Genomic DNA, 980 nt, shown 5'->3' with positions numbered 1-980 from the left:
TGAAGAAGAAAGGTCTTTATCTTCCAGGTTGGTTGCTACGTGCGGGTCTTAAATGCTTGTTGATTGGGAGTGTTTGGTACGTTCTAATGGATATACTAGATGTGTTTCTAGGTTAGTATTACACCTGGTAGTTGAAAGTAATTATAATAGCGCATCTTAAACCGCTTTTTCTAAGCTTCCATACAGGCTCAACTACCTTAAGGAGGTATGGAGGGAATGTTGTCACTTTTATTAATTCCAGCAACCTTTATAACTGTAGCTTATTTTTATCAAAGTAACGGAATGAGTGATAAGAAAAAAATTGCAACGTTTTTTGAAATTGCAAAGATATGTGTTCAACATAAAGGTGAATTACAATACCCCATTTTTATAAAAGAAATTAAAGATGATATAAGTATGAATTATGTTTACAAGTTACCACTTGGTGTACCTAGTCAACTTATCCAAAAGTTAGCGGAAGTATTAGAAGAAGGCCTATATAAACCTGTTAAAATATCGTTCCATCAAAGAGAGCTTCATATTCGCGTATTTAAGCAACAGATACCTGAAATATGGAATTGGTCTAAGGATCTATTAAAAGAGCATACATGGAGAGTTATGATGGGGAAAGCGTTAGATAAACATGTGTATCATGATTTCGAGAAAACACCGCATATGTGCGTGTCGGGTATGACACGGTTTGGAAAGACAGTATTTCTAAAAAATGTGATGACGAGTTTGATTTTACAACAATCTCAACATGTAAGTTTTTTTATTATTGACTTGAAGGAAGGATTAGAATTTAGCCCCTACAAGAATTTGTCCCAAGTAATAGAAATAGCTGAAAATCCGGAACAGGCGTTAGAAATGTTGGCTAAAGTACGTGAGAAAATGGTTAAACAAATTGAAGTAATGAAGAAGTCCTACTTTACTAATATCATAGATACATCCATAAAAGAGCGATGTTTCATCATAGTAGATGAAGGAGCAAATCTTTGTCC

The 980-nt window shown here is 34.3% G+C and carries 1 protein-coding gene; it reads left to right on the top strand.

Going from position 1 to position 980, the window contains the following annotated elements; translation table 11 throughout:
- Window positions 1–216 precede the first annotated feature (216 nt).
- Window positions 217–980, top strand: a 764-nt coding sequence (locus B5P40_RS32095) for an FtsK/SpoIIIE domain-containing protein (RefSeq protein WP_258402218.1), incomplete at its 3' end; no start/stop codon positions are given.

It is taken from the genome of Bacillus sp. SRB_8, assembly GCF_003264205.1.
In the GTDB taxonomy this organism is placed as follows: domain Bacteria; phylum Bacillota; class Bacilli; order Bacillales; family Bacillaceae_G; genus Bacillus_A; species Bacillus_A mycoides.
This window is presented reverse-complemented; position numbering and strand designations above follow the sequence as displayed.